The organism is Mucilaginibacter sp. P1_D10, assembly GCF_056406215.1.
Genome location: NZ_JBFUAP010000016.1, coordinates 44,813 through 67,961, shown reverse-complemented (window position 1 = coordinate 67,961; position 23,149 = coordinate 44,813). Strand labels below are relative to the sequence as shown.

Here is a 23,149-nt window from a genome sequence, read left to right as displayed (position 1 = left end):
TGCGAGAAACCAACTCTCCATTTAGCCATGGCCTAATAGGTGCAACTTATACGTTTTTATGAAACCATCTACTTTACTATATATTCTGTTTTCTTTCATCTCTGCGGCAGCCTCCGCACAATCTACCGTAACAGGCCGCGTGGTGGATGCCCGCACCCACGAAGCAATTCCCTACGTCACTATCGAGAGCGCTACAGAGCCCACCTATCGCTTTGCCGCCGATGCCTGGGGCAATTTCGTTTTCGATTTCCCCTCGAACAAAACCATGCGCTTTGCTGCGGTTGGCTATACCCCGCGCATGTTCACTTTTGCGCAAATGAAAAATGGTATTATTATCGAATTTGAACCAACTACCGTTGGCTTGCAGCAGGTGGTGGTATCTGCCAGTCGCGCCCGGCAGGCGCGCGAGGATGCGCCTATCGCCATCAGCAAGATAAACGCCACCCAGATACATGATACCAAAGCCACCGCGCTTTACCAGCTGCTGAATAAAACAGCAGGCGTTTACATGGTAGACCTTGGCAACGAGCAGCATACCATGGCCATTCGCCAGCCCATTACCTACAATGCGCTTTATTTATATATGGAAGATGGCCTGCCTATACGCCCTACGGGTATCTTCAACCACAATTCGCTTTATGAGATAAACATGAGCGGCGTAAAAGATATCGAGGTAATCAAAGGCCCGGCATCTTCGCTTTATGGCAGTAATGCTATCGGTGGCGCGGTAAACTTCATTACCCAGGGTGCACCTGCAGATTATGCCGCGAACGTGTCGGTACAGGGTGATAGCTACCACTACCGCCGCGTGGATGCTGATGGTGGTTTTACGCAGGGCAGGTTCGGCTTGTATGCCGGTGGCTACATCGCCCATCAAAAAGATAGCTGGCAGGATTACTCGAATTTCGACAAATACTCCGGCAATTTTAAAACCACTTACGACTTCGATTTGGCTACGAAACTAACTACAGCACTTAGCTACAACTACCTCAACACCCAAACACCCGGCAGTTTAGATAGTGCTCATTTCTACAACCGCAGCTACGGTGCCAACCAGCGTTTTACCTACCGCAAGGTTGATGCCCTGCGCGCAAACACCAAACTGGAGCACAAATGGTCCGACTGGAGCAACACCTCGCTCACGCTGTTTTACCGCCACAATTCAACCGCGCAACTACCAAGCTATTTTATATCTGATTTGCGCGATAACGCGGGCAATTACCTCAGCTCTAACGGGCAAGAGAACGACCAGCGGTTCCATAGTTTTGGCTTGCTGGCGCAGCATCGTACGGATTTTAGTTTCCTGCATTCGCGGCTCATAGCGGGGCTTTATGTAGATAACAGCCCTAGCAGCTACTACGCCAAATACCTGGAAATACAAAAAGATGTAGCCAATAATTACTATACCGGCTTTACCAATACGGGCCGACTTATAGATGATTACCGCATCAAGCTTTTCAACACGGCTGCCTATGCGCAATATGAAATTAAACCGGTGGCCGACTTGCGCGTGGTGATGGGGCTGCGGTACGATCGTATCCACTACGCGTTCAGCAACAACATCCCGGCGGGCAATACCAAATACAAGCAGCAGGAGACTAACAATTTCAATATCCTGGCGCCCAAACTGGGTCTTACGTACAACTTCGGAAACAATAAAGGTATTTATGCCAACTACAGTGTGGGTTTCCAGCCACCGGAGACGGGCGACCTGTACAGCTCGCGCCAGCTGGTGCAACTAAAGCAAGCCACCTTCAATAACTACGAGGCGGGCGGCTGGCTTGCCCTGTTCGATAAAAAGATGTACCTGGAAGCAAGCCTTTACGATTTGGAGGGCCGTAACGAAATCATCAACCAGTTACTGCCCGATAACACCACCCAAAACCAAAATGCAGGCGCAACCCGCCACCGCGGTATCGAGTATTCGGTAGCTTTTGTACCTGTGAAGGAACTGAGCTTCCGCTTTAGTGGAACCAATGCAAGGCATACGTATGTAGATTACAGCGAGGTGAGCACCAATTACGCCACCGGCGTAAGCACCGTTACCAGCTATAATGGCAAGCGTATGAATAACGCCCCCGCCTGGATAGCCAACAGCGAATTGACCTATAAACCGGCATACCTTAACGGTTTGAGGTTATCGGCAGAGTGGCAGCACATCAACCAATATTTTACCAACCCGGCCAATACCAAAACGTATTCGGGGTATGATATCTTCAATGTAAGGCTAGGTTACGATGTGAAAGCTGGTACTTTAAATGGCGCAGGCATATGGCTTAATGCGCTGAACGTTACCAATAAACTTTACGCCACCACCGTAACCAGCAACCAATACGGCGATACCTATAATGCCGCGCCACCCCGCATATTTACCCTTGGCATCAGTTACGCTATAGCAAAACATTAACATGGCAACAGCAAAACAAAACTTTTATAAATGGCACCGCATACTGGGTTTGATAGCCCTGGTGCCGGTAATCGGCTGGACGTTGAGTGGCCTCTCGCATCCTTTCATGTCCAACTGGTTCAGGCCCACCATAGCCCAGGAGGTTTTTAAACCTTTGCCGCAAAGCGGGATGAAGCCCACGCTATCCATTAAGGAGGTGCTGGATAAAAACCATATCGCCCGCTTCCGCAATTTTGGGCTGATAAGTTTAGAGAGGCAAAGCTTTTACCAGGTAATGGGCAAGGATAGCACCGTTACTTACTATTCGGCAAACACCGGCGAGGAATACAAAGGTGGCGACCAGGCCTACGCCAGATACCTCGCCCGGTATTTTACGCAGGATACGGTATCAAAAATCAAAAGTGTCACCCTGCAAAAAACCTTCGACGGCCATTACCAGCCCATCAACCACCTGCTGCCGGTTTGGAAAGTCTCGTTCGATAGGCCCGATGGGATGGATGTGTACGTAGAAACCATGCAAAGCCGCATGGGTACTTTCAATAACAATACCCGTAAGGCCATGCTGGTGTTTTTTGAACAGCTGCATACCTGGGAGTTTTTGGCAGATTTAGGCGGCGACCAGTTCCGGCTGGTGGTTCTATTGATTGTGGTGAGCATCATGTTCCTTTCACTACTGAGCGGATTAACGGTTTATGGCTTGTTTTGGAAGAAGTTCAAAACGGCGCAACAGAACCGCAGGCAGTCCGGCAGGGAGGACACCCGTTTTGTACACCGTTTCCACAGGCAACTGGGGCTTATCGTTTCCTTCGTGATGTTCACCTTCACCATCAGCGCAGCGTTTCATATCATCGTAAAACTACACAACATCGCCCCTAAAGAAAAGGCTTATGAGCAACTGATCAGCACTGCGGACTTAGCCGCTTCCAATTTGCATTTGCCTGTTGCAGATAGCACTATCGTAAAAACGGGCATCGTAAAGTTTTACGGCAACACTTATTACCAGGTAAGCACCACTACAAAGGACATCCTTTATTTTAACGTGGCCGATGGGAAAGAATTAACGGATGGCGATCAGGATTATGCAAGGTATCTGACGGGTTTCTACCGAACGACGTCTTTCAATATCAAATTTGCCAAAGGCAGGCTAAAAACCACCCAAATACGCCAGTTCGATAACGAATACGGCTTCATCAATAAACGCCTGCCCGTGCAAAAGGTGGAGCACCCTGCCGGCGAAAACTGGTACCTGGAAACCACTACATCGCAACTGGCAGAAAAAGTTACAGGGATAGACCGTGCAGAAGGCTTTTCCTTCATATTTTTACACAAGTATTTCGGTATGACCTGGGCGGGTAAAAACATCCGCGATGTAGTGAGCATGCTGGCCGCATTGGGCGTGCTGGTAGTATCGCTATTCGGCTTTGCCGCTTTTATAAAAAACAAATAAACCAATTATGAAGATACGTTTCGTACTATTCGCATTAACCGGCCTGCTGGCCTTTGCCGCCTGCAGCACCGCACCAAAAAAGGATGCCAAAGCCGCAGCAACAGAAAAGCCCAAAGGCAAATACTATTGCACCATGCACCCCGATATCACCTCAGATAAACCCGGTACCTGCAGCAAATGCGGCATGGACCTGGTGGAGCGGGACACGACGAAGAAGTAACAGGATTTAGCGATTAATGGATTAGACAGGATTTTTTTCTGAACCATGATGAGTAGGATTGAAGGATTGCCCTGATGCATTTCAAAATCCTTTCATCCTATAATCTGGCAAATCATGGTTCAGACAGCAGGCAATGCCTCAATTATTTGAACCATGATGAAAGGATTAAAAGATTGTCTTGATGCATTTTCAAAATCAAGCCATCCTTTAATCAAGTAAATCAAGGTTCAGACAGAAGCAGCGGTCCCGGTTATCCTATGGCAACAAAACCGCTATGCCTTTCTTTAACGCGATTATATTATTTACTTTTGAAGAAAAAACAGAAAAGCTATGTCGACATTAGAGACCACATACGTAAAAAGCAAAGTGAAGGACCCTTCACTGGCCGCCTGGGGCCGTAAAGAAATTGAATTGGCCGAGGCAGAAATGCCGGGTTTAATGGCATTACGCGCCGAGTACGGAGAAGCACAAATATTAAAAGGTGCACGTATTGCTGGCTGTCTGCACATGACTATCCAGACTGCGGTATTGATCGAAACCCTGCAAGCGCTGGGTGCCGAAGTTACCTGGTCTAGCTGTAATATATTCTCTACCCAGGATCACGCTGCTGCTGCTATTGCTGCTGCGGGTACTTCTGTTTACGCCTGGAAAGGTATGAACGAAACCGAATTCGACTGGTGTATAGAACAAACCCTTTTCTTCGGCGAAGATCGCCAGCCATTGAACATGATCCTTGATGACGGTGGCGATTTAACCAATATGGTTTTCGATCGTTATCCTGAACTGGCTAAAGGCATCCAGGGTTTATCTGAAGAAACCACTACTGGTGTTCACCGTTTATACGAGCGTATGAAAGCCGGTACTTTATTAGTGCCTGCAATCAACATCAACGATTCGGTTACCAAATCGAAATTCGATAACAAATACGGCTGCCGCGAATCGTTAGTTGACGCCATCCGCCGCGCTACCGACGTAATGATGGCCGGTAAAGTAGGTGTTGTTTGCGGTTATGGCGACGTAGGTAAAGGTTCGGCCGACAGCTTGCGCAACGCCGGTGTACGCGTTATCGTTACCGAAATTGACCCTATCTGCGCTTTACAGGCAGCTATGGAAGGTTTCGAAGTGAAAAAACTTTCTACCGCTATTGCCGAAGCTGATATCGTTGTTACTGCAACAGGTAACAAAAACATCGTACGCGAGCAGCACTTCCGTGCCTTGAAAGATAAAGCTATCGTTTGTAACATCGGCCACTTTGATAACGAGATTGACATGGCCTGGTTAAACGGTGCTTATGGCGACAGCAAAATCGAAATCAAACCACAGGTTGATAAATACACCATCGACGGTAAAGACGTTATCGTATTAGCCGAAGGCCGTTTGGTAAACCTTGGTTGCGCTACCGGCCACCCAAGCTTTGTAATGAGCAACTCATTCACCAACCAAACTTTGGCCCAGATAGAGCTTTGGACAAACGCTGATGCTTACAAAAACGAAGTTTATACCTTGCCTAAACACCTCGACGAAAAAGTTGCCCGTTTACACCTTGCAAAAATTGGTGTTGAACTGGAAGTTTTAGACCAGGACCAGGCCGAGTACATTGGTGTTACGGTTGAAGGTCCATTTAAACCGGAGTATTACCGTTACTAAGAAGAAGAGTCAGGACTTTTAGAGTCAGGAATCAAGATAAGAAAAGGGATGTGGCGATAGGCTACATCCCTTTTTCATTTCCCAACGTCATGCCGAAATTTTTTCGGTATCCCATCATAAAAGTAACCGATATGCTAAGCAGATTTGCATTGCCGCGAACTCTGCAGATGGGGTCCTGAAACAAGTTCAGGATGACGTCTTTTTTTTAAGAAAAGGGGTGTGACGGGAACCGCATCCCTTTTTTGGTATATTAGCCTGATATGTTTTTGTTAATACCCATCGGCATTTTAGCAGTATGCTTATTTTTAAGCAAGGCATCGCACAGCAAGCGGATTTGGAAGTTCTGCTGGATAAATATATTGGTGCTATTGGGCTATGGCTTACCAGGTTGGTGGTATGTTTTTAAATATTTAGCCGGTGGCGAGAGCTTTGGGCCGACAATCGTGTTTTTCACCATCATATTCGCGCATATCGTATTCCTTTTAATAGCCACTGTTGTAATGACGATGGCAAAAGCATCAAAAGATCAAGGGGGATAACATTCAACCTTATTGCTTCTTCTTGTACCGCACCGTCATCAATTCGCCGGTTAGGGTAAAATAGCGTTCTATGCTTTCGTCGGATAAGGCAGTTATTGTTTTTGTGCGCTCTTCTCTTATTACTGCTTCATCCCGATCACCGGTTGTAGTGCCTGTTTTTTTGGTGAATTGTTCCCGGTCTTTCAATACAAATGCTTTTGTAGAGTCGGCCAATTTATTTGCTGCCAGCAGGGCATTCAGCAGGCTATCGCCGCGATTGGTGCTCAATATATTCAACACCACGGCAGCATTGTGCTTGCCTGTAGGCGTGCCGTTTGCAATGATATTAAAGAGATTGTCTTCCGCATCTTTTACACTCATCAGGTTGTACAGGAAAATACTGGCATCAATGGCGCTAAGGTCTATAGCATGCTGGGTAAGGTACACATGCATTTTTGGGGTGCTTATTAATTTTTCGGCAAGCGGGCCGATATCTTTCCCTTTATTTCCCAGAAAAAAACTCACTTGTAGATATGGCTCCCCCTGTATGTCATTAAGGTCGGTTTTTTTCACCGCCGCCAGCACCACATCTAAATATTCTTGTTTTTCATCGAGCGTAAGTATCAGGGTGGCTGCATCGAAGCAAAAGTAGGGGTCGTTTTGTTCGGCCAGCACCATATCTTTAAGGCACGGGAGCGCAATAGCGGGGTCGGTTTTTGCCAGTTCCCAAAATTTATCAAGCTGCGCCGATTTTGCCTCCGTTTGTTTCTTGTTTAATGAAGACGGCTTAAAGCCATAGTATTCTTTTTTCAACGCGGCCAGTTTTTCGCACAACGATTGCGCCTGGCAGGCTAATGATGAAAATATAAGTAGTAATGCGATGAAGATGCGGCCCATGTATGCGGTAAGGTTTAAGTTTTAAATATAGGATTTAAATGTATTCAACGGCGGGGATTTTTTCAACCTGCGGAATGCTCACAACAATTCATACGATTCCCTTATCCAGCTAAAAAGCTGCGGGCGTAATTCCCCCACATCGCTCATGCGGATGTTGTTCTGAAACCTGCCTGCGGTGGCTATGCTTTTGAATATGGGCGGACCTTCCATTTTTTCGGTGGAGTAAAATTTAATATCCAGCACCTTTTGCATGGGGCGGATTACGAAGAAGGTTTGCCTGTGTACAAAGGTGATACAGTTGGGGGTGGTGCCTACCAAAACGTCGGGCCAGTCGGCAACTTCGGCTAAAAGTTTATCAAACAACAATAGCAACTCGGGAGACTTACCTTTAAAGAGGTCGTCCAAACTCACCTTGGCGCAGTAATGCCTTTGGCTTTCGCTGGTTAACTCGCGTTCGCATTTGGGGCAGGTGTAGGGCATGGGATAAATTTACTACTTATCGTGTTAACCTGCAACGTTAGAGAAGGAAGGGCACGCAAAGGCGCGAAGGCGCAAAGATTCGTTGGAGTTTTCGAAATCCACCAGCGTTGTGCATAATTCTGTGGAATTTCACAGAATTTATTAAGATTAATCTGCGATGTTGCAGGAGGACACGCAAAGCCGCTAAGTTTAGAGTTTTACCTTTGCGTTCTTAGCGTCTTTGCGCGACAAAAAAACTACAGCACTATCGTAAACTTAGTCCCCACGTTGGGCTCGCTGTCTACGGTGATTTTCCCGCCGAAGGTTTCTATCTGGGTTTTGGTCATGAAGAGGCCCACGCCCTTGCTATCGTAGCCTTTGTGGAACACGCTGTTCAGTTTGAACATGTTTTGGCCGTGACGGCCAAGGTCTATCCCCAGCCCGTTATCGCTGAATTCCAGCACCACGCGACCGTTTTCGGTTTTCGAACTTATAGAAATTTCTGGCGGTACGCCGGGCTTGCTGTACTTGAGCGAGTTGCTCACCATATTATAAAAGATGCTCTCGAGGTACATTCTCGGAAACATCATCATAGGTACCTGCAGGCTGGTGGTTATTTTGGCCTTTGTGGCTACTATCTGACCCTTTAGCATGGCATCGGTAACGGTAACCATCTCGGGCAGGAAGCATTGGTCGTACGCCATGTTTTTGTTGTTGCGTACTTCCAGCACCTTCATCAGTTCGTCGAGCGTATCGTTAAGGGTAAAGCTGCTGGTTTTCAGCATACCAAAAAGCGTATCTTTCTCTTCGGCCGTTTCCTCCTCCTCTATCATTTTCAGCAGCATTTCTATACTGGCGGCGGGGCCGCGCAGGTTGTGGGCTATGATGCGGTTGAAATCTTCAAACTGGCTTATCCTGTTTTCCAGGTTAAGCGCACGTTTGTATTCGTCTATATCGGTACATGAGCCAAACCATTTTACTATTTCGCCTTTGTCGTTCTTCATCGGTAGCGCGCGTGATAAATGCCAGCGATAGGCACCATCGGTTATGCGCTTAAAACGTACTTCAGATTGGTATGGCGTACCGCTGGCCAGGCAGTTTGCCCACAAAAGGTAGTCTTTTTCGATATCGTCGGGATGCAAAACAGCGGGCCATCCAAATTTGGCGGTTTCGTCCAGCGTAAGGCCGGTATAGTCAAACCAGTAGCGGTTGTAATAATCCAGGCTGCCATCGGGGTTAGATGTCCAGATAATCTCCGGTATCGAATCGGCCAGGAACCTGTACTCCTGTATATCCTGTATGGTTTTATCCTGCTTCTGTACCAGGGCCACTTGTTCTTTCAATTCTTTGTTCAGTTTTTTTTGGCTGCTGACGGCCTGCATCAGGGCAATTTCCACGTGTTTATGGTCGTCTATATCCTGAAAGGTGCCCCATAAGCGCTTGCAAACGCCGTCTTCAAAAACCACATTACCAATAACGCGAACCCAGATTTCTTTCCCATGGGCATTGGTTATTTGCAGATCCAGGTTCCACGGGGTGCCCTTGCTTATGGCATTATTTATGGCCGCGGTTAGCATTTCGCGGCTTTCGCCGGGTTTGTAAAATTCCAGAGCGCCGGTCAGGCTGGGCTCATAATCGGCCGGCATGCCGTGTATATCCCTGGTAACGGATGTCCAGTGCAGTTTTTGCTTGCGCAAATCAAGCTCCCAGCCGCCTACCCGTGCTACTTTGTTGGTACGTTCCAGCATATCGCGGGTTCGGTCCAATGTTTTCTCGAGCTTTAGTTTTTCGGTAACATCGCGGCCTATGCCGAATATATTGCCCGTGACGGGCTCTGGGGTAGATGTCCATTGTATAGTTTTATACTGCCCCGTTATGGTTTTAAAACGTTGCAGGAAGTTGACAGTAGGCTCGCCCTCGCCCAGCCTTTCCATCTGTAGGGCGGTGCCTGCTACATCGTCGGGATGGATAAATTCAAAAGTAGAGGTGTTCAACAGGTAGTCTTCGCTCCAGCCCAAAACGCGGGTAAAAGCGGGGTTAACCTTTTTAAAGTACCCATCATCGCCACCCACAAAAACCAGGTCGTTAGAGAGGTTGAATATCTTCTGAAAATTCACCAGTTCCTGTTTATGGCGGCGCTCTACAATAAGGTCTATCACTTCGCCGGCCAGTAATTGGAGGGCGCGTTTTTGCTTATCGCTAAGGTGGCGTTCCTTCCGGTCTATTACGCAAAGGGTACCCAGCGCGTGCCCTTCGGGGTCTACCAGGGGGTAGCCGGCATAAAAACGAATATTGGGCGGGCCAGTTACCACGCTGTTGTGCTCAAAGCGGGCATCCAGGGTAGCATCGGGCACTTCCATCAATACACTATCCATAATGGCGTAGCGGCAAAAAGAAATCTCGCGCGGGGTTTCGCGCATATCAAGGCCCAGTGCCGATTTAAACCACTGGCGCTTCTCGTCTATCAGCGATATCAGCGAGATAGGCACATCGCATACCATAGCCGCCAACTCCGTAATACGGTCGAATTCATATTCGCTTAGCGTATCTAAAATCTCGTACCGGCTTAACGCTTTCAGGCGTTCTTGCTCGTTGGCTGGAACAGGGCTATGGGTCACTGGGGTATTGGATGTTTTGGTATTACGAATATATCAAATTATTACTTTCATAAAAGCATGAATTACAGCAGATAATGAAATTTATTTTAATATTTATAATGGGCTGTCTATGGCAGGTTTCGGAATGCTTATTTATCGGACTCGAACTCCTGGTCTACGGCCTCGCGTAAATCGTACAGTAGCCATTGCTTATCGGCAATGGCTACTTTTTTGGCGGCCAGCAGTTTGATGAAATCGGCAACGCCTATGGGTTCGTTGCCGTTGCCGTGAATAAGCACGATGCTGCCGGCATGGACTTGTTGCCCCTTGGCCAACCAGGCATCGGTACCGATGGGGATAAGGCCGAAACCGGTGATCCGATACACCAGCTGCTGATCTGATACCAGCCCCGGGAACCTGAAGAATACCGATGGCAGTAGCCCGTTGCGCAGCATGGCCTGCTCTGTTTGCAGTACTTCGTAGTTAATATCGGTGCCTGGTTCCAGCAAAAAATTCTGTTTGAGTGGGGCGGTGGCGCTCACCCGATGGTTAAAGGAGTGGTTTATCCACGTGATGTGTATCTCGTGCATTGCCTCCATCTTTTTTAGCCAGTCGAGGTCTTGCGGGTGCCGCCGCATCCACACGCCGCTTACCGATAATGCGATGGGTGCGGGCCTTCCAAACTTCTTAAAGCCCGTAAAAATATCGCTGAAGATGCGCTTGTCTAAAGGCCGGTGCGAGGGGCATAAATCGGCCGTAAGGCTGATGCCTGTTTCGGTAGGCAGGCCGGTTTCTATACCGGCATCCTGTATAGCAATGGATTGCTTTTCGGCGCGGGCAAGCGCTTTTTGGTAAGGCGTATCCTTGAATAGGGCGCGCAGCTGCGGCAGCGTCATTGGCGTAAGTTGATAGCCTGCGGCTTCGTCTACCCGGGTTTCCAGCGTCTGCGGGTTCACCAGTAGCAGGGTTTGGCGGTTATGGTTCTCAAAACTGCGCAGCGCGACCCATGGCTGCCCAAAGCGTTTGGCCAGCGCGTAATACACCCGGTAATTTTCAACCTGCACGTTATTTATTTGGGCAATGGTATCGAGCGTAAAGGTGATAAGCAGAAGTATGATGAAGGGTATTCTGATGTGTTTCATATCGGCGGAGGCAAATATATGGCTGTTTGACTGTTATTGATGCCGATAGTTAACCCCCTTATATTTTTTAAAATGTATTTGGGGGATGCTCGTCTACCCTGATAAGCGGGGCCTAACCCTGCACCATTAAGATGAACACGATCAACGATAAAAAAATAGCCATTATAGGCGGCGGCCCCGGCGGTTTAACACTGGCCCGCCTGATGCAAATGAACGGTGCCGACGTAAAAGTTTATGAACGCGACGCGCATAAAGACGCCCGGGCCAAAGGCGCAACGCTGGATCTGCACGAAGAATCGGGCCTGGCTGCTTTGGAAGCGGCGGGACTGATGGAAGCCTTCTGGGCTAATTACCGCCCCGGTGCCGATGCCCTGCGCATTGCTGATAAGCACGCTAATTTGATATACGATGATAAAGATACTCCGCGCCAGGAAACCAAGCGCCCGGAAATTGACCGCGGCCCCCTGCAAAATATCCTGCTCAATTCGCTGGAGCCGGAAACGGTTATATGGGATAGCCAGTTTGTAGGCATGCAGCCAAAAGGTGAGGGCTGGAATGTGGAATTTAGAAATGGCGTTACCATTTATGCCGATCTGGTAATAGCGGCCGATGGCGCTAACTCCAAACTGCGCCCGTACTTAACGCCCATCAAGCCTTTTTATGCGGGCGTTACCGCGATTGAAGGCGCAGTTTATCATTCGGAAGTAGCTATCCCAAGGATGCATGAGTTGTTAAACGGCGGGAAGATATTCGCATTTGGCGATGAGAAAAGCCTTATCGTAAGCTCTAAAGGCGATGGCAGCCTGGTGTTTTATCCCGGTTTTAAATGCGCGGAGGATTGGGTACATATCAGCGGGATAGACTTTACGGATAAAGCACAAGTACTCGCCTGGTTTAAAGCCGAGTACGCCGGTTGGGATGACATCTGGCTGGAACTGTTCGAGAACGCCAACGGCCCCTTCTTTGCCCGCCCGCAATATTGCATGCCATTGGACCAAACCTGGGAAGCCCAATCCAACCTGACCATGTTAGGCGATGCCGCCCACCTGATGCCACCCTACGCCGGCGAAGGCGTAAACATGGCTATGCTGGATGCATTGGAGCTTTCGCAATGTTTATTGAGCGAGGATTACCGGGATACGCTTTCTGCTATTGCTGCTTACGAAAAGCAAATGCGGGCAAGGGCATCCGAAACAGCGGAGACGACGATGCAATCGACGGAGGCTTTGCATTCTGAGGAGGCGATAGGGTTTATGATGGGGGTGATAGGGTAGATTTTTTAACCGCAGGGCGCGGAGGAGGCGCAGAGATTCGCGGAGCTTTTGCGTGGTGAGTTTTTCACGCAAAGGCGCGGAGACGCAAAAGAAGGCTCAGAAACATTTGAATAGCTCTACGGTAAATAAAGGTTTCATTATCGACACCGTATTACTTAATTTAGTGCACACGGGCGAAATAAACTCCGCAATGATTAAACCTAATTATAACCTACAATGGCTTACCGACAGATTCGACAGCGGTGAGCCTATTAAATACATATTCTTCTGGGGGCATACCAACAAAAGACGCGAGGATGTCGGGAAATTTTGTTTCAGCCAATGGTTTGAATTGCCTTTTACGGTAGACGGCGTAAAATACCGCTCAACCGAACATTGGATGATGGCAAACAAGGCTTTATTGTTTCAGGACAAAAATACCTACTGTAAGATTATCTCAGCCACTAGCCCTGCCGAAGCAAAAAAACTAGGGCGGGAAATTTCGGGTTTTGACGAACAAGTTTGGTTAGCTCACCGATATGAGATAGTTGTAAAGGGCAACATCCATAAGTTCAATCAAAATCCAAAGTTCAGCGACTACCTTATTAAAACGGGTAATCGCATTTTGGTTGAAGCCAGCCCGGCAGACAAAATCTGGGGCATAGGCATGGCAGAAAACGATGAAGGTGTCGACAATCCTTACTTTTGGGAAGGGTTGAATCTTTTAGGTTTTGCGCTAATGGAGGTGCGCGAATTCCTGATAAAATACGGCTATTTCCAGGAACTCGCGGATGCTGTCTCGCCCCCATGGAAAGTACATCCAGAAATTGATCCCTCAGATATGTTTTGGCGCATGGGTGCTGGAGAAAGCATCGTAATGAACTTCAGTAAATATTATGACGGCCTTAATGAGAGAGACAAAATCATTTTCGACTTAACTCATCCAGCACCTTTCAATTGGCCATAACGCTCAATGATAAACTTGTAAATCTCTGTGTTGAAAAATCACCGCGCACTTTCTTTTAACCGCAGAGAGGCGCAGAGGAGCCACAGAGGTTCACAGAGCCTTGCAGGCGAATTATTATCACGCAAAGGCGCGGAGACGCAAAGGAATCTCATCAAAGATAATCTGCTATAAAAAACAGTTTATTTTTGTGTTTTATAGCAGACTCGCATATCTCGAGTATTGCAGCAAACTCCTTTTCAACATTAAGTTCATCCCGCAATGTAATAGATTTGAGGTGCACGTAAAACTCCTCAAGCCGATCTACCTCCACCTCGCCTTCGGTATAATCTCCCCAAGTCTCCTTTCCGTATAAAGTCGACCAGCAATATTTATAAAGAATACTTTCCTTGGGAAGAGACTCGTAATCAGGATATGAAAACAAAATCCAATCGAAATAATACCACCAAATCAAAATCTCAAATATGGTTTCGCCAGCCATATTTTTTTCTTTAAAAACTGCCTCATTGATCTGAGCGACAGACCTTTTCTGAAAATCGCTTACTAAATCGATTGTTTTTATAACGTTACTCACTTGTAAAGATTAAAAAATTCAGCCTCTTCTCAACCAAAAAAGGCCCCCAAAATAGGAGCCTCAATCTAATCATTTTATCTGCACATTTGAAATCTGCACATCTGCACATCCGGATTTACGTTCCGTATTCCGGCGTAGTTACTTCGCTTTCTTCAAACTCGTAATCGCTTAGCGGCGGGCAGGAGCATATTAAAGTCCTGTCGCCATAGGTGTCGTTTACGCGGCCAACCGATGGCCAGAATTTGTAAGCTGCTACATATGGCAGCGGGAAACCTGCTTTCTGGCGAGTGTATGGGTGCTCCCATTCGTTGCTGGTAATTACGGCTGAGGTGTGCGGCGCATTTTTCAGCGGGTTATCTGTTTTATCTAACAGGCCTTTCTCTACATCCTCAATTTCGTGGCGGATGGAAATCATGGCATCGCAGAAACGGTCAAGTTCATGCTTCGGTTCCGATTCTGTTGGCTCTATCATTACCGTACCTGCAACCGGGAAGGATACTGTTGGCGCGTGGAAACCGTAATCCATCAATCGTTTGGCAATATCCACTACTTCGATGCCATAGGCTTTAAACGAGCGGCAATCCAATATCATCTCGTGCGCACAACGGCCTTTGCTGCCGGTGTACAATACGTTATAATGCGCTTTAAGGCGGGTTTTGATATAGTTGGCGTTGAGTATAGCGTAACGGGTGGCGTTGGTTAGCCCGTCGCCGCCCATCATAGCGATGTAAGCATGCGAGATAATCAGGATAGAGGCCGAACCCCATGGTGCCGATGACACCGCGTGGATAGCTTTGCCGTTATCGATATCAACCACAGCATGGCCCGGCAGGTAAGGCACCAGGTGTTTCGCAACACCGATAGGGCCCATACCCGGGCCGCCACCGCCGTGCGGTATGCAGAAGGTTTTGTGTAAATTCAGGTGGCAAACATCGGCACCTATATTGGCGGGGCTGGTTAAGCCTACCTGCGCGTTCATGTTAGCGCCATCCATATAAACCTGGCCGCCGTTAGCGTGGATGATCTCGCAAATCTCGATAATCGACTCCTCGAACACGCCGTGGGTTGATGGGTAGGTCACCATCAGGCAACTTAGTTCGTTTTTGTATTGCTCGGCGCGGGCACGCATGTCTTCCACGTCGATATTACCGTTCTCGTCGCATTTTACCACTACGATCTTCATCCCAGCCATTGCTGCAGATGCAGGGTTGGTACCGTGGGCAGATGACGGGATAAGCGCGATGTTCCGGTGCGTATCGCCACGATCGTGATGATATGCGCGGATAACCATCAGCCCGGCATACTCGCCTTGTGCGCCGGCATTCGGCTGCAGGCTCATGGCGGCAAAGCCGGTAATTTCGCTCAGCCATTTGTTCAATTCATCAAACAATTGCATGTAGCCGCCAACCTGGTCGGTTGGTGCAAAGGGGTGCATCTTGCTGAACTCAGCCCAGGTAACGGGTACCATTTCGGTTGTGGCGTTCAGCTTCATGGTGCAACTGCCCAGGGCAATCATCGAGTGGCAAAGCGAAAGGTCCTTGGTCTCTAATGATTTGATGTAACGCAGCATCTCGTGCTCGCTGTGGTGCGAGTTGAACAAGGCGTGCGTTAAGTAAGCCGAGGTACGCTGCAAATCGGCCGGGATAACCGACTCGATGCTGTCGCGCAACCCATCGAAATTGGCATCGCTCAGGCTTTTGCCTTTTACTTTGGCAAAGAAACGTACGATGTTCTTCACATCCTCAGGCGAGGTAGTTTCGTCTAAGGAGATGGTTACCTCGGTACCGTTGTAATGGAAATTTGATTCGTTGTTTAAGGCCTCTGAATGTATCGGCCCGGCCAATACGCCCAGGTCGAATTTCAGGGTATCAAAATATACTTTGTTCAACTGCTCAAAGCCTAATTCGTTAAGCGACGAAGCCAGCAATACGGTTAAGCCGTGAATGCGTTCGGCTATCAGCTTTACGCCTTTTGGGCCATGGTACACGGCATACATACCGGCCATAATAGCCAGCAATGCCTGTGCGGTACAGATGTTGGAGGTTGCTTTGTCGCGGCGGATGTGCTGCTCGCGGGTTTGCAGGGCCATGCGCAAAGCGTAGTTACCCGCTGCATCGATAGTTACGCCGATGATACGGCCGGGGATAGAGCGTTTGTATTCTTCTTTAGTAGCAAAGTAAGCCGCGTGCGGGCCACCGAAGCCCATGGGTACGCCAAAGCGCTGGGTGCTACCCACCACGATATCCGCACCCCATTCGCCCGGAGGGCTGAGCAGGGTAAGGCTCATAATATCGGCAACAACGGTCAGTTTTATATTTTTTTCGTGGAGCTGGTCGGCAAAGGCTTTGTAGTTATACACCTGGCCATCGCCGGCAGGGTATTGTACAATGGCGCCGAACATATTATCGGTTAGCTCCGCGTTTTGGTGGTTGCCTATCTGCAGGGTAATGCCATAAGGCTGGCTGCGGGTTTTTAAGATGTCGATAGTTTGGGGGAACAGCTCCTCGCTCACAAAAAACACGGTTGCTTTTTGGTTTTTGCGCAGGCTGTATTGCATAAACATCGCTTCAGCAGCGGCGGTGCCTTCGTCCAGTAACGATGCGTTGGCAATTTCCATCCCGGTAAGGTCGATAACCATGGTTTGGAAGTTGAGTAGCGCCTGTAAACGGCCCTGGGCAATCTCGGCCTGGTACGGGGTGTATTGGGTGTACCATCCCGGGTTCTCCAAAATATTGCGTTGGATAACGCCCGGCACGATCACATCATAATAACCCTGGCCGATGTACGATTTAAAAACTTTGTTTTTTGATGCCGTTACCTTCAGTGTGTTCAGGTAATCGAACTCGCTTTTGGCAGCGGGTAAATTCAACGGCGCTTTAAGCCTTATTTTGGCCGGTACCGTTTCATCTATCAGTTGCTCAAGCGTTTCCACGCCTATAGTCTTCAACATTTTTTCGGTATCTGCGGGGTTGGGGGCTATGTGCCTGTGCTGGAATTTTTCCTGGTAATCTATGTTCAGCTTCATCAAATGGGTGTCCCTTAAATTTAGCGCAAAGGTACAATTTTAGGCGGTGAGTAACAATTGAGTAACATGATATTGACAGGGTATTTACAATAAGCAAAGTTTGTATCTTTATAGCTGTACCCAAATATGAAGTTGCTCAAATGCCTGATATTGCTGTTGTTGATACGCGGCCCGCTCATAACTTCACGGGCAGCAGGGGCGCCTTTGCCGAAAAAAAGTATTACCCGCCCAAATTTCGATTGCCCCACTATTACCTACGAGAACGAAAAAGTGGTGATGCCCGGCTGCGGCAAAACCGACGGCAGCATTAGCGGGCTCACCATCCACAGCGATGGCACCAAGGTAACCTACGCCTGGCGCAACGGCAGCAATACCATAGTGGGCCATAATCTGGATTTGCCCGCCATAGGCGAAGGGATTTACCGGCTGGAGATTACAGATAACAGCGGCTGCAGTAATTCGGTATTTTCAAAACCGTATGTAATAGCCGGTGCAAACGCCATTACCTTAGATGATGATAACCCTGCTATCGGCAGCGCTACCTGTACAACAAGCGGCTCTATTAAAGGCATCAAAGTAGTTAATGCTTCATCTTATTCGTGGAAGGATGTTTCGGGCAAGGAGTACGCCTCAACTACCACCGCTGATTTGCTGAACGCCCCGGCCGGTACTTATACGCTTACGGCTACCAATAGCAGCGGCTGCGTAGCCGTAAGCAAGCCTGTTACTATACCTATGCAGGCCAATTTCAGTACGCCTACAGTAATCGATTATTCTATCACCAACGGTAGTTGCACGGTAGCCACTTCGCTCATCATCAATCTTTCAGTAGAGCAGGGCGGGCCAACGCTCACCCGTTTCTTTATACTTGCCGATGACCCGGCGCAGTTACACGTAGGCGAAGGGTTGTTGTTTACCGATAGGCCAACCTTTAAAGTGGAATTGAGGGATGTAGACCAGGGTACTTACAACTTTTATGTGCAGCTAGACGGGGGCTGCCCGGCATTGCTGGGCACATACACCATCGGATACGATGACCCCAGCATCGATATGGCGAAAAGCTTCGTAGCCAACGACAGATGCGGGCAGCACATTGGCGGTATTACGCCGGTTACCATCGGCGTGGCACTTGGAGCCACTTATAAATGGGTAGACCTGAAGACGGGCCAAACCATAAGCACTAATAAAACGCTTTTTAGAGTGGGAGAGGGCCGTTATGAATTTACGGCCCGTAAGGGCCCTGCGTGTAAAGCCACGGCTATTTTTACCTTGCTGAACGACTCGCCCCCGCTGCCACCACCAATAGTGGATGGTGCTACCCTTTGCCTGCCCGGCATTGCTGCGCTGAAGATAAAAGACCATGTAGATACTACCGATATTTTCAAGCTTTATCTATCAGAACAGGACACGCTAGCGGTCGACAGTAATAAATTCGGCGAGTTTTACAGGAAGGTGTCTGAGACTACCGATTTCTACGTGTCGCGCAAGCGTTTCGATTGCGAGAGCGAACGCATAAAAGTTACCGAAGTTGTGGTAGCCAGTATTGATTTCCCCAATGCTTTCACCCCCAATAGCGATGGCGTAAATGATGTATGGAAGATATCGGGCATCGAGGCCTTCCCCGATGCGGATGTAAAGGTATTCGACCGTTACGGGCACACGGTATATAGTTCCAGAGGTTATGGCGTGCCGTTTGATGGGCGCAGCCGGGGCCGATTGCTGCCCAATGGCGTTTACTACTACACCATCGACCTGAAAAAGCGGGCCTGTTACGGCGAAATAGCAGGCAGCCTCACTATTCTGCATTAAATTGAAGAATTGCAAGGCAATTGGCTATTTTGCAGGTTGAATATCCGATGCGTTACTCCAGGCTTTTTACCTTCATCATCTTGTTACTATGTGCTTTTACCGCAAAGGCAGATGTGTTTACCGTAACCAGTAATGCCGATAGCGGCCCCGGCACTTTGCGGGAGGCTTTGACGCTGGCCGCGGCGAATGGCAGTGGCGTGAAAGATTTTATCAACTTCAATTTCCCGGATGTAAGCGTAGCGGGGCGGACGATAACGATTGCAACCAATTTGCCCGATCTGAGTTCGAACCTGGCTATTGACGGAAGCACGCAGCCGGGCAATAAGATCGGCATTTCTGATGCGAAAGTTATTTTAAGGACAAACTGGGTGTTTGGAACAACTGTGCAGGGATTATATGGCAAGAGGATTGCCAATATCGAAATATATGCTATCTACTTTACAAATTTCTTTGATTTTGGCAACACCGCCGCTATTCGCATTTGGGATAGCAGTAATATATTGATAGGAAACACCGGCAAAGGCAATGCTTTTGGTTATACCGATGACGGAGTTTATATATTGAGAGGAAATAATATAAAGGTATCATCTAATATTTTTGGCCTGGATCTGGAAACAAACGAGCCGGCGTACGCCACCTATACCAGTAGTTTACGCGTATATGCCTCTACCCCTGTTGTTGTTGGCGGAGATACCGGTGCCGAGGGTAATGTTTTTGCTTTTGGCGCGTACGACAGGCCAAGTTTAATTACAGGTTTCGACGCCAACACCGGCGGTACCGTGCCTATCGCTAACTGCACTATTAAAAACAACACGTTTGGCTTTAAAGCAAACAGTGTAGGAACAACGGGCCAATATTACTTTAAGGCAATTAAAAATCTTTTGATTGAAAACAACATTTATAATTATGATGCAGCCAATCTGATAAGCGATGTAAGCGGCATGGTGGAGATAAAAGGTAACATAACAAACCTAAATGCGGCGCATCAACCCGATTTACAAAGCACCTCTAACACGCCATTTTATCTTTTCTATGTTACTAATGCTATTGTAGGCGGGCCTGCCCCGGGCGATGCCAATATTATAAATAATGGGGCGTATAACAATTATAATATCCCTGCTGTATATTCACATCATTGCGACAGGGTGCGCTTGCAGCGCAATTCGTTCAGTTGCAAAACAACAGCAGAATCTTTCAAGATCATCGAATCCGAGGTTCCGGTGCCGGTGATATCCATAAGTAACATAGATAACGGCATCATCACAGGCACTGCAACACCTGGTGCCGAGGTTGAAATTTTTAGCGATAGCCAATGCCAGCTTTGCGAACCTTCGAAATACCTTGCATCGGTAACGGCTGATGCAAGCGGCTCGTGGCAATACATAACCGCCAATCAGTCCATAGGTTATACGGCATCCGCAACTATCGATGGCCGTACCTCCATGTTTGCCAAAGTAGCTTATGATGATTCAAAACTTGTAAAGATCAATCCGTCGTGCGGTAAGAGCAATGGTTCTATTACAGGCTTAAAGCTCGCCAACTCAACGCGTATCGAATGGAAAAATGCCGCAGGTACGATAGTGGGGACAAATTTAGACGTTAGCGGCCTTCCGGCAGGCGATTACAAATTCACAGCCTACCTAAGCGATAAGTGTAGTATTACCAGCAATGGTTATACATTGGTTGATGCAACCCCGGTAATTAATGATGCGAATATCAGCGTATCGCCAAATTCATGCAGCGGTAACGATGGTTCTATCGGAGGTTTATACATAGAGAACAGCAATGTTGCCAGCATTCAATCTAGCATCTGGCGAAACCAAAGTATGGTTATAGCAGGCAGGGACCTTTACCTGAAGGATGTGCCGGGCGGCGTTTATACATTAACGGTTACAACAACAAACGGCTGCGAAGTTACCTATGGTCCTGTCAACCTCGCAAATGCCTCTGTACCTGTAATTGTAGAATCTTCCTACACCACCACCCCGAGCGATTGCAACAGCCCCACAGGCGCCATCCATGGTATTTATGCAACGGGCGGTACCGGCACCTTAAAATATAGCTGGCGTAACGCGCAGGACCAGGAGGTAAGTACATCGGCAGACCCTACCAATCAATATTCCGGCAAATACCGGTTACGGGTAACGGATGAGTCTAATTGCGCCCCGGTTTATAGTTCTGAGATAGAAATATTGGAAAGCAACGGCGTATCGCTCGATCTAACCGGCCAGGGCGGCCGCTCGGCAACCTGCAATCAAAACAACGGCTCTATCACCGGCCTGAAGGCGCCCGGCGCAACTGCCTTTGAGTGGGCCATCACCGGCACTGCCACCAACGTAGGGCACCTGTTGGATCTTACAGGCGTGCCGGCTGGCTTTTATACGCTAACCATCAGCAACACTACCTGCAGCAAAAGCTATGATTTTGAGGTAGCGGGTTTTCCACCTGCCGTTTTTACAGGCATAACTTATACTTCTACAAAATCGTGCCAGGCGTTTAATACAGGTACGCTAACAGCTAATACCGATAACGCCAACGCGCAGCCCCTCAAATATCGTTGGGTTAACAGCGCGGGCGAAAATGTCGGCTTCGATAAGCTTGTGCAATTCCTGCCCTCCGGAACCTATAAACTGTATTTAACCGATAACAACTATTGCGAGAACCTGTACCGTGACGATTATGTGGTAGCGCAGTACCCCGAATTTAACGTAACCAACTTTGGTACGGTAACTAATACGCAATGCGGCGTTGGCATTGGGGGCGTATCTGGCATTGCCATAAGCGGGGGTACCGGCAACTATACCTATCAATGGCTCGATGCCGATAACAACGACAGCCCAATACCCGGCAAAAATCAGCCGACATTAACCGACGTTTTAAAAGGCCATTATAAACTGCGTATTACCGATGGTGGCTGCAGCCTTGCCGAAATCCCTTACACCATAATTGATGAGGCGGTAACGCCCCCCTCGCCATCTGCAAATAATATACAAGTTTACAATACCGGCCCCGCTGTTATAAAGGTTAACAGCCCCTTCCCAACGGCCATATACCGCATATACGAAACAGCAACCAGTCCGCAGCCCATTAAAGATACAATAGGAGGCAATATCAAAATTAACGTAACCGAAAGCCGCAGCTATTATGTGAGCCTCACCTATGGTTATTGCGAAAGCGCCCGTACAGAAGTTAAGGTGTTTTTGAGTGCCTTAAATGGCAATATCCCCAATACGTTTACCCCCAATGGCGATGGCATCAACGATTACTGGAACATACCGGGCCTGGATACTTACCCAAATGCTAAAGTGAATATTTTTAACCGCTACGGAACCCCGGTTTTCCAATCAATAGGTTACGCAAAACCGTTCGACGGCACAAGCAACGGCAAACCGTTACCAGTGGGTGTGTACTACTATATCATCACTTTGAAAAAGGGCGATGTGTTATCGGGTAACGTCACTATCATCCGTTAAGCCAATTGGCGCAGGTACATCTGTATGGTGTTTTCAAGGCCGTAATACAGGGCGTCGCTGATGAGGGCATGGCCTATACTTACCTCATCCAGCGTGGGGATATTTTGGGCGAAGTATTTGAGGTTGTGCAAATCCAGGTCGTGCCCGGCGTTTATGCCCAGGCCAAGTTCATGGGCTACTTCGGCGGCCTTTACATAAGGCGCAATGGCTTGCGCTTTGTTTTGGTGATATTGGGTGGCGTAGGCTTCGGTGTATAGTTCTATGCGGTCGGTACCGGTGGTGGCGGCGGCTTTCACCATATCAACCACCGGGTCCACGAATATCGAAACGCGAATGCCTTCATCTTTGAACACCTTGATTATCTTTTGCAGATAATGCTGGTTGGCTATGGTGTCCCAACCGTGGTTGCTGGTAATCTGCCCCAAAATATCGGGCACCAAAGTAACCTGCTCGGGTTTATTGGCCAGCACCAGGTTCACGAATTTTTCTTCCTCGCAGTTGCCCTCTATATTGAACTCGGTTTTTACCACCCGCTTCAGTTCGAAAACATCGTTGTAACGGATGTGCCGCTCATCGGGCCGGGGGTGTACCGTTATGCCCTGTGCGCCAAAACGTTCGCAATCTTTTGCAACCTGTATCAGATTGGGGTTATCGCCGCCGCGCGAATTACGCAGCGTTGCAATTTTATTGATGTTTACAGATAAGCGTGCCATAGGG

General features: G+C 48.3%; 16 protein-coding genes. 9 read left to right on the top strand and 7 right to left on the bottom strand.

Going from position 1 to position 23,149, the window contains the following annotated elements; translation table 11 throughout:
• Positions 1 to 58: 58 nt before the first annotated feature.
• The 5 genes from AC1DYT_RS21705 (at position 59) to AC1DYT_RS21685 (ending at position 6,260) form a co-directional block, all read left to right on the top strand.
• Complete coding sequence (locus AC1DYT_RS21705; protein WP_477471610.1) at positions 59 to 2,407, top strand: TonB-dependent receptor; 2,349 nt, start codon at positions 59 to 61, stop codon at positions 2,405 to 2,407.
• A gap of 1 nt (position 2,408) precedes the next feature.
• Positions 2,409 to 3,854, top strand: a complete 1,446-nt coding sequence (locus tag AC1DYT_RS21700) for a PepSY domain-containing protein (RefSeq protein ID WP_477471609.1) — start codon at positions 2,409 to 2,411, stop codon at positions 3,852 to 3,854.
• Between the two features lie 7 nt (positions 3,855 to 3,861).
• On the top strand, positions 3,862 to 4,074 hold the full coding sequence (locus tag AC1DYT_RS21695; protein WP_477471608.1) for a heavy metal-binding domain-containing protein: 213 nt from the start codon (positions 3,862 to 3,864) through the stop codon (positions 4,072 to 4,074).
• A gap of 330 nt (positions 4,075 to 4,404) precedes the next feature.
• Complete coding sequence (gene ahcY / locus AC1DYT_RS21690; RefSeq protein ID WP_477457310.1) at positions 4,405 to 5,721, top strand: adenosylhomocysteinase; 1,317 nt, start codon at positions 4,405 to 4,407, stop codon at positions 5,719 to 5,721.
• A gap of 260 nt (positions 5,722 to 5,981) precedes the next feature.
• Positions 5,982 to 6,260 carry a hypothetical protein gene (locus tag AC1DYT_RS21685; protein ID WP_477471607.1) on the top strand — a complete coding sequence of 93 codons (279 nt, stop codon included), beginning with the start codon at positions 5,982 to 5,984 and terminating at the stop codon, positions 6,258 to 6,260.
• Between the two features lie 9 nt (positions 6,261 to 6,269).
• On the opposite strand, the gene AC1DYT_RS21680 is transcribed toward AC1DYT_RS21685, so the two are convergent.
• The 4 genes from AC1DYT_RS21680 to AC1DYT_RS21665 form a co-directional block, all read right to left on the bottom strand.
• On the bottom strand, positions 6,270 to 7,136 hold the full coding sequence (locus AC1DYT_RS21680) for a hypothetical protein (protein WP_477471606.1): 867 nt from the start codon (positions 7,134 to 7,136) through the stop codon (positions 6,270 to 6,272).
• 78 nt (positions 7,137 to 7,214) lie between these two features.
• Positions 7,215 to 7,616: a DUF5655 domain-containing protein gene (locus tag AC1DYT_RS21675; protein WP_477471605.1), complete on the bottom strand. Its 402-nt coding sequence runs from the start codon at positions 7,614 to 7,616 to the stop codon at positions 7,215 to 7,217.
• A 236-nt stretch (positions 7,617 to 7,852) separates the two neighbouring features.
• Complete coding sequence (locus AC1DYT_RS21670) at positions 7,853 to 10,213, bottom strand: PAS domain S-box protein (RefSeq protein WP_477471604.1); 2,361 nt, start codon at positions 10,211 to 10,213, stop codon at positions 7,853 to 7,855.
• A gap of 128 nt (positions 10,214 to 10,341) precedes the next feature.
• A complete protein-coding gene (locus AC1DYT_RS21665) occupies positions 10,342 to 11,334 on the bottom strand; it encodes a polysaccharide deacetylase family protein (RefSeq protein WP_477471603.1) in 993 nt (330 codons plus the stop codon).
• A 131-nt stretch (positions 11,335 to 11,465) separates the two neighbouring features.
• Between AC1DYT_RS21665 and AC1DYT_RS21660 the strand changes: the two genes are divergently transcribed.
• Positions 11,466 to 12,608, top strand: a complete 1,143-nt coding sequence (locus AC1DYT_RS21660; RefSeq protein ID WP_477471602.1) for an FAD-dependent oxidoreductase — start codon at positions 11,466 to 11,468, stop codon at positions 12,606 to 12,608.
• Between the two features lie 190 nt (positions 12,609 to 12,798).
• Positions 12,799 to 13,554 (top strand): NADAR family protein, encoded by a 756-nt coding sequence (locus AC1DYT_RS21655; RefSeq protein WP_477471601.1) that lies wholly within the window; start codon positions 12,799 to 12,801, stop codon positions 13,552 to 13,554.
• A gap of 151 nt (positions 13,555 to 13,705) precedes the next feature.
• Here the strand turns inward: AC1DYT_RS21655 and AC1DYT_RS21650 are convergent, their stop codons facing one another.
• Complete coding sequence (locus AC1DYT_RS21650; RefSeq protein WP_477471600.1) at positions 13,706 to 14,125, bottom strand: hypothetical protein; 420 nt, start codon at positions 14,123 to 14,125, stop codon at positions 13,706 to 13,708.
• A 115-nt stretch (positions 14,126 to 14,240) separates the two neighbouring features.
• The gene (gene gcvP / locus AC1DYT_RS21645; RefSeq protein WP_477471599.1) at positions 14,241 to 17,150 is read right to left on the bottom strand and encodes an aminomethyl-transferring glycine dehydrogenase; all 2,910 of its coding nucleotides are present in this window, start codon (positions 17,148 to 17,150) and stop codon (positions 14,241 to 14,243) included.
• Between the two features lie 126 nt (positions 17,151 to 17,276).
• On the opposite strand from gcvP, the gene AC1DYT_RS21640 reads away from it, so the two are divergent.
• Complete coding sequence (locus tag AC1DYT_RS21640; protein ID WP_477471598.1) at positions 17,277 to 18,959, top strand: gliding motility-associated C-terminal domain-containing protein; 1,683 nt, start codon at positions 17,277 to 17,279, stop codon at positions 18,957 to 18,959.
• Between the two features lie 47 nt (positions 18,960 to 19,006).
• Complete coding sequence (locus tag AC1DYT_RS21635) at positions 19,007 to 22,432, top strand: gliding motility-associated C-terminal domain-containing protein (protein WP_477471597.1); 3,426 nt, start codon at positions 19,007 to 19,009, stop codon at positions 22,430 to 22,432.
• On the opposite strand, the gene AC1DYT_RS21630 is transcribed toward AC1DYT_RS21635, so the two are convergent.
• Positions 22,429 to 23,145, bottom strand: coding sequence for a pyridoxine 5'-phosphate synthase (locus AC1DYT_RS21630; RefSeq protein ID WP_477471596.1), 717 nt, complete (start codon positions 23,143 to 23,145; stop codon positions 22,429 to 22,431). The genes AC1DYT_RS21635 and AC1DYT_RS21630 overlap by 4 nt on opposite strands.
• Between the last annotated feature and the right edge of the window lie 4 nt (positions 23,146 to 23,149).

Coding starts and splice junctions, on each gene's coding strand:
- AC1DYT_RS21705 (WP_477471610.1), top strand. CDS start 59: ATGAAACCATCTACTTTACTATATATTCTGTTTTCTTTCATCTCTGCG.
- AC1DYT_RS21700 (WP_477471609.1), top strand. CDS start 2,409: ATGGCAACAGCAAAACAAAACTTTTATAAATGGCACCGCATACTGGGT.
- AC1DYT_RS21695 (WP_477471608.1), top strand. CDS start 3,862: ATGAAGATACGTTTCGTACTATTCGCATTAACCGGCCTGCTGGCCTTT.
- ahcY (WP_477457310.1), top strand. CDS start 4,405: ATGTCGACATTAGAGACCACATACGTAAAAAGCAAAGTGAAGGACCCT.
- AC1DYT_RS21685 (WP_477471607.1), top strand. CDS start 5,982: ATGTTTTTGTTAATACCCATCGGCATTTTAGCAGTATGCTTATTTTTA.
- AC1DYT_RS21680 (WP_477471606.1), bottom strand. CDS start 7,136: ATGGGCCGCATCTTCATCGCATTACTACTTATATTTTCATCATTAGCC.
- AC1DYT_RS21675 (WP_477471605.1), bottom strand. CDS start 7,616: ATGCCCTACACCTGCCCCAAATGCGAACGCGAGTTAACCAGCGAAAGC.
- AC1DYT_RS21665 (WP_477471603.1), bottom strand. CDS start 11,334: ATGAAACACATCAGAATACCCTTCATCATACTTCTGCTTATCACCTTT.
- AC1DYT_RS21660 (WP_477471602.1), top strand. CDS start 11,466: ATGAACACGATCAACGATAAAAAAATAGCCATTATAGGCGGCGGCCCC.
- AC1DYT_RS21655 (WP_477471601.1), top strand. CDS start 12,799: ATGATTAAACCTAATTATAACCTACAATGGCTTACCGACAGATTCGAC.
- gcvP (WP_477471599.1), bottom strand. CDS start 17,150: ATGAAGCTGAACATAGATTACCAGGAAAAATTCCAGCACAGGCACATA.
- AC1DYT_RS21640 (WP_477471598.1), top strand. CDS start 17,277: ATGAAGTTGCTCAAATGCCTGATATTGCTGTTGTTGATACGCGGCCCG.
- AC1DYT_RS21635 (WP_477471597.1), top strand. CDS start 19,007: ATGCGTTACTCCAGGCTTTTTACCTTCATCATCTTGTTACTATGTGCT.
- AC1DYT_RS21630 (WP_477471596.1), bottom strand. CDS start 23,145: ATGGCACGCTTATCTGTAAACATCAATAAAATTGCAACGCTGCGTAAT.